The organism is Aeromicrobium sp. (genome assembly GCF_014378035.1).
In the GTDB taxonomy this organism is placed as follows: Bacteria; Actinomycetota; Actinomycetes; order Propionibacteriales; family Nocardioidaceae; genus Aeromicrobium.
Genome location: NZ_JACMOM010000300.1, coordinates 1 through 5,175, shown reverse-complemented (window position 1 = coordinate 5,175; position 5,175 = coordinate 1). Strand labels below are relative to the sequence as shown.

The 5,175-nt window shown below is 67.4% G+C and carries 4 protein-coding genes; 1 reads left to right on the top strand and 3 read right to left on the bottom strand.

Going from position 1 to position 5,175, the window contains the following annotated elements; genetic code table 11:
• Nucleotides 1–191: 191 nt before the first annotated feature.
• Nucleotides 192–1,247 (bottom strand): 2,3-butanediol dehydrogenase, encoded by a 1,056-nt coding sequence (locus H7290_RS15755; RefSeq protein WP_290514971.1) that lies wholly within the window; start codon nucleotides 1,245–1,247, stop codon nucleotides 192–194.
• A 43-nt stretch (nucleotides 1,248–1,290) separates the two neighbouring features.
• Nucleotides 1,291–3,108, bottom strand: coding sequence for an NAD(P)/FAD-dependent oxidoreductase (locus tag H7290_RS15750; protein ID WP_290514970.1), 1,818 nt, complete (start codon nucleotides 3,106–3,108; stop codon nucleotides 1,291–1,293).
• Between the two features lie 116 nt (nucleotides 3,109–3,224).
• Here H7290_RS15750 and H7290_RS15745 point away from each other — a divergent pair, with 116 nt between their 5' ends.
• The gene (locus H7290_RS15745; RefSeq protein ID WP_290514969.1) at nucleotides 3,225–4,496 is read left to right on the top strand and encodes a helix-turn-helix domain-containing protein; all 1,272 of its coding nucleotides are present in this window, start codon (nucleotides 3,225–3,227) and stop codon (nucleotides 4,494–4,496) included.
• Nucleotides 4,497–4,947: 451 nt separating this feature from the next.
• Here the strand turns inward: H7290_RS15745 and H7290_RS15740 are convergent.
• Nucleotides 4,948–5,175 (bottom strand): hypothetical protein (locus tag H7290_RS15740; protein WP_290514968.1); only part of this gene is annotated, 228 nt, incomplete at its 5' end.

Sequence of the window (5,175 nt, the reverse complement as noted above, 5' to 3'; positions counted from 1 at the left end):
GGAAGTACTCGATCAGTCCACAGGGCCATGACTGGATGGTAGAGACCGTAGGCGGTTGCTCGTCGCCAGACCCCTGGCATCACGGCGCAGAGGTGAGCCAACGGATTCGCGAATGACCGGCCACCCGAAAGGCTGAAGGCGGATCGCCCCGCGGACGCGTCCCCCGGGTCGACCCGCTCGCAGCCCGTGGCTCACGGTTTGACGAGGATCTTGACGTTCTCCTCCTTGTTGTTCATCAGCTCGTCGAAGCCGTTCTTGACGATGTCGTCGAGCTCGATCCGCCCGGTGATGAACTGGTGGGGGTCGACCTTGCCGCTCGCGACCATCTCGATGGTGGCGGGATGGTCGCCTGCGTAAGCCAGGCTGCCGAGCAGATTGACCTCGCGGAAGACGAGGTCATTCATCGCCACCGAGGCCTCGTGACCCCAGATGGCGACGTTGACGCACGTGCCTCCGACCCGGGTCGACTGGATGGCTGCCTTCAGCACTTGGTCGATGCCGGCGCACTCGAACGCGACATCGGCGCCCCGGCCCTTCGTGAGCTCCATGACCTCGCCGACGACATCCGTCGAGGTCGGGTCGATGATGTGGTCTGCCCCGGCCGGACCCGCCTTGGCTTTTCGCACCTCGGCCGGCTCCACGACGATGATGTCGTCAACACCGAAGGCCCGTAGCCCCGCCGTCGTGACGAGCCCGATCGGGCCGGCGCCGAAGACGAGCGCCGAGTGACCCGGCTTGGCACCCGAGAGCCGCACTGCGTGGTACGCGACGGCAAGTGGCTCGATCAACGCGCCGACGTCCGTGTCGAGGTCGCCGAGCGCGTGGATCCACCGGCGCCCGGCCACGACGAACTGCGAGAACCCGCCACCGTAGCCCGACAGACCGACGAAGCCGAGGGTCGCGCAGACGTTGTACTTGCCCTGGCGGCACGCATCGCAATGCCCGCAGATGATGTAGGGCTCGACGACGACGCGGTCACCGACATGCACATCGGTCACGCCCTCGCCGACCTCGTGGACGATGCCCGCGAACTCGTGGCCCAGCGTGATCGGCACGGTCTCGCCCGTGATGGGGTGCGGCGCGTCGGCAGCAGGCGCGAAGATCGGCCCGTCGAGGTACTCATGGAGGTCGGTGCCGCAGATGCCGCACCACTCCACCTCGACCTTCACGGTGCCCGGCCGGACCGCTGGCTCGGGAATGTCATCGATCCGGATGTCACCGGGGCCGTAGAAACGTGCAGCCTTCATGATGGTGCTCCTTCTGGTGGGTGGAGGCGGTGGCCGGAGCGGATCAGGCGAGGTGATGCACCTCCGGCTCCCCGTAGACCGGTGTGGGGATGCCCTCGTAGCGGGCCTTGAGCTGCAGGGCCAGGTAGAGCGAGTAGTGCCGCGACTGGTGAAGGTTGCCACCGTGCATCCACAGATTGGCCTGACGAGTCGGCTTCCACATGTTGCGCTGCTCGCCCTCCCAGGGTCCGGGGTCCTTGGTGGTCTCCGAACCGAGCCCCCAGCACTTGCCGACCTTGTCGGCGGTCTGTTGGTCGACGACGTCAGCGACCCACCCGTTCATCGAGCCGTAGCCGGTTGCGTAGACCACCAGGTCGGCCTCGAGCTCGGTGCCGTCCTCAAGGACGACGGCGCTCTCGGTCAGGTGGTCGACCTGGCCGTGGGCCAGCTTGACCTTGCCGTCCGCGACGAGCTCGGCGGCACCGACGTCGATGTAGTAGCCCGAGCCCCGGCGGAGGTACTTCATGAACAGCCCCGAGCCGTCGTCGCCCCAGTCATGATCGAACCCGGCCGCCTCGAGACGGTCGTAGAAATCCTTGTCTCGCTCGGCCATCTGCTCGTAGAGCGGGATCTGGAACTCGTGCATGATCCGGTAGGGCAGTGACGCGAAGATCATGTCGGCCTTGTCGGTCGTCACGCCGGACTCCACCGCACGCTCGGAGTAGAGGTCGCCGAGCCCGATGTCCATCAGCGAGGCCGACTTCACGATGTGGGTCGACGATCGCTGGACCATCGTCACGTCGGCATCGTTCTCCCACAGTGCGCCGCAGATGTCGAAGGCGGAGTTGTTGGAACCGATCACCACCACCTTCTTGCCGGCGTACGCCTCGGGGCCGGGATGCTGGCTCGAGTGCTGCTGCTCACCGCGGAAGACGTCCATGCCGGGGAAGTCTGGGATGTTCGCCTTGCCCGACATACCCGTCGCGAACACGAGCTGGGTCGGACGCAGCTCGACCGACTCGCCGTCGCGATCGACCGTCACGCTCCACGTGCTCGAGCCCTCGTCGTACGAGGCCGCGCGGACGGTCGAGCGCGACCAGTACGGCACCTCCATGACCTTGCTGTACATCTCCAGCCAGTCGCCGACCTTGTCCTTGGGCGCGAAGACGGGCCAGTTCTTCGGAAACGGCAGGTAGGGCAGGTGGTCGTACCAGACCGGGTCGTGCAGGCACAAGCTCTTGTACCGCGAGCGCCACTGGTCGCCAGGCCGATCGTGACGGTCGATCACCAACGCCGCGACGCCGAGCTGGCGAAGTCGCGCACCGAGGGCGATGCCCCCCTGGCCGCCGCCGATGACCACGACGTAGGGCTGCGTGCCGTGACCGAGGTCTGCCTCCTCGGCCTCCCGTACCTCTTTCCACGACGACCGACCCTTGGACAGCTCGTGGCTGACACCCTGCGGGCGGGACTCTCCCTGGTTCTCCTCGTACCCCTTGAGCTCGCGCAAGCTGGTGAGCAACGTCCACGCCTCGTCACCTTTGAGCCGCAGGTGCCCCTTGCCGCGGCCCGTCGCCGTCTCGAAGTCGATCCACGCCTCGGTCACGCCGTCGGCCTCTGTCGGCTCTTCGCTCGTGGCGAAACCTGACGGATCTATGTGGTCGAGCTGAGCGCCAAGCATGTGCTTCACGCCGTCCCGGCCCTCGACGGTCTTGATGTTCCAGGTGAACGCGACGAGGTCACGCCAGTAGCTGTCGGCAGCGAAGAACCTGGCGGCCGCCTCGGCGTCCCTCGCCCTGAGAGCGGCTTCGAAACCTGTCAACCACGCATCGACCCTCTCCTGCGGTGTCTGCGACCCGGTCTCGCGCTCGATGGTCTGAGTCATGGGTGGCTCCCTTGGTAGAGGTGTGACCCACAGCACACCACCACATCCACCACGTGGCAAAGGGTTGCAAGACGTTGCAACTTCGGCGCAACCCTGGCCCGGGCTACGATCGGCAGATGAGCCGCACCGCGCGCGAACCCGCCGGTGACTCTGACGCCCTGACCCGCGCGACGCACCTCACGCGCGACGCCGTCCTCGCCGGTCGTCCCCCTGCGCGAGCCGTTCGGACGGTCATCGGCGCGTCGTGGCGCAGGGTGCGCGCACAGGGACTGACTCCCGGTGGTGCACCCGAGATTTCGCCTCTGTCGAACGATGAGTTGGCGCGTCGACGTGAGATCAGCGGCACCCGCCCGCTCATGCCCCTGCTTCGCCAACACCTCATACCTGCCTGCGAGGCAACAGATCAGCTCATGGTCGTCGCGGATGTCGACGGGAGGGTTCTGTGGCGCGAAGGGTTGACCCGAGTGCTCCACCATGCCGACGGGCTGGGGTTCGTGGGAGGCAGCGCGTGGACCGAGAGCAATGTCGGGACCAACGCAATCGGCACGTGCCTCATCGACGAGGCGCCGGTGCACATCCACGCAGCCGAGCACTACGCCGAGACCCACACCCCGTGGACGTGCGCGGCAGCGCCGCTGCGTGACCCCCTGAGCGGTCGGGTCATCGGGGTCGTCGACGTCAGCGGACCGGTCCACACGGTCCATGCGGGGACGCTGTCGCTCGTCACGCTGGCCGCGCGGCTCGCCGAGCTCGAGCTCCGGTCGGCCCATGACCTGCGGCTGCACGGACTGCGCTCACTCGCTGCCCCGCTCCTTGCTCGCCTCGACGGGCGCGCGTTCGTCGTGAACTCGGCCGGCATGACTGCGGCCGCGACCGGCTTCGTGCCACCTGACCACATCGTGATGCCCGTCGACTTCCCCGGCGGTGACCTGTGGTTGCCGCCGTACGGGCTCGCGTTCGCCGAGCCGCTACCGGGCGGGTGGCTCCTGCGGCTGCTCCACCACGGTGAGCGTCCCGACGACGTGACGGCGATGACCCTCGACGTGTCCGGGCCGACGCCAGCACTGCGACTTGATGCCGGGGGCGGATCGTGGGCCTACGAGCCGTCGCCCCGCCACTGCGAGATCATCCTCGCCCTCATGTCACACCCCCACGGCCGAACGGCCGCCGAGCTCGCGGACGACCTGTTCGGCGACCACACGCGCACCGTCACGGTGCGCGCCGAGGTGTCCAGGCTCCGGCGCGTCCTCGGATCGGCCATCGTGCCCCGCCCCTACCGGATCTTGTCAGGCATCACTGTCGAGATCGTGGCACCCGCCGACCGTGCCACAGCACTCCCGGGATCAGCAGCACCTGCCGTGGCCCGCTGGCGCAACGACCACCGCTAGAGGCGGCGGCGACCCAGGACTGGCGGCACGATTGACATACGCGCTCCGAAGTATGGATCCGAACGCGTCATTCATTTCGCTGTCGGCCTCATCGATCTCCTCGGCCAACACGTCGCCGACGTCGGCACGGTCGGCGACGAGCAGTGGCTGTTCAGCGAGGTTCAGCGAGAAAATCCTCACAGGCCAAGGTGCCAAGCGAACTCTGGGCTGAGCCACCACGATCCCATCGAGGTCTCCATGTGTCTGGCAAGCCCCGCCATGACCGCCGGTCCCTCCGATCGCCCACGCACGCAGCACAGCGTGGTCGCCGGCGAACTGCACAACTGCCTGTAGCCCTCAGCGGTTGGATTTGCGGCCACGTCGAATTGCCGCGCCGTCCGATCACGGAAGGTCCCGATGGGTGAGAAGAAGGACGAGTAGGAGAACCCGACCAGTAGCCGGGCGACGGCGCTTAGAGGTCGCTGCGTTTGACGCAGAACACGTTCACCGGGTGCGGGACCCGCATCTCGCCAGAAGAGTCGGGCACCGAGACCGCGTGCAGGTAGGCACGTACCAGCGGCCTGAGCTCGGGGGTCAGTCGTGCTTGTACGGTGAAGTCGAGGACACCGTCGCTCGCGACGGCCAGGTCCAGGCGGCCCTCGAGGGTGACGATCTCCTCGAGCTGCTGACCGGCCTCGGC

What these genes read in the sequence shown, in the direction of transcription:
- H7290_RS15755 (WP_290514971.1), bottom strand. Translation starts at nt 1,247, where the DNA reads ATGAAGGCTGCACGTTTCTACGGCCCCGGTGACATCCGGATCGATGAC.
- H7290_RS15750 (WP_290514970.1), bottom strand. Translation starts at nt 3,108, where the DNA reads ATGACTCAGACCATCGAGCGCGAGACCGGGTCGCAGACACCGCAGGAG.
- H7290_RS15745 (WP_290514969.1), top strand. Translation starts at nt 3,225, where the DNA reads ATGAGCCGCACCGCGCGCGAACCCGCCGGTGACTCTGACGCCCTGACC.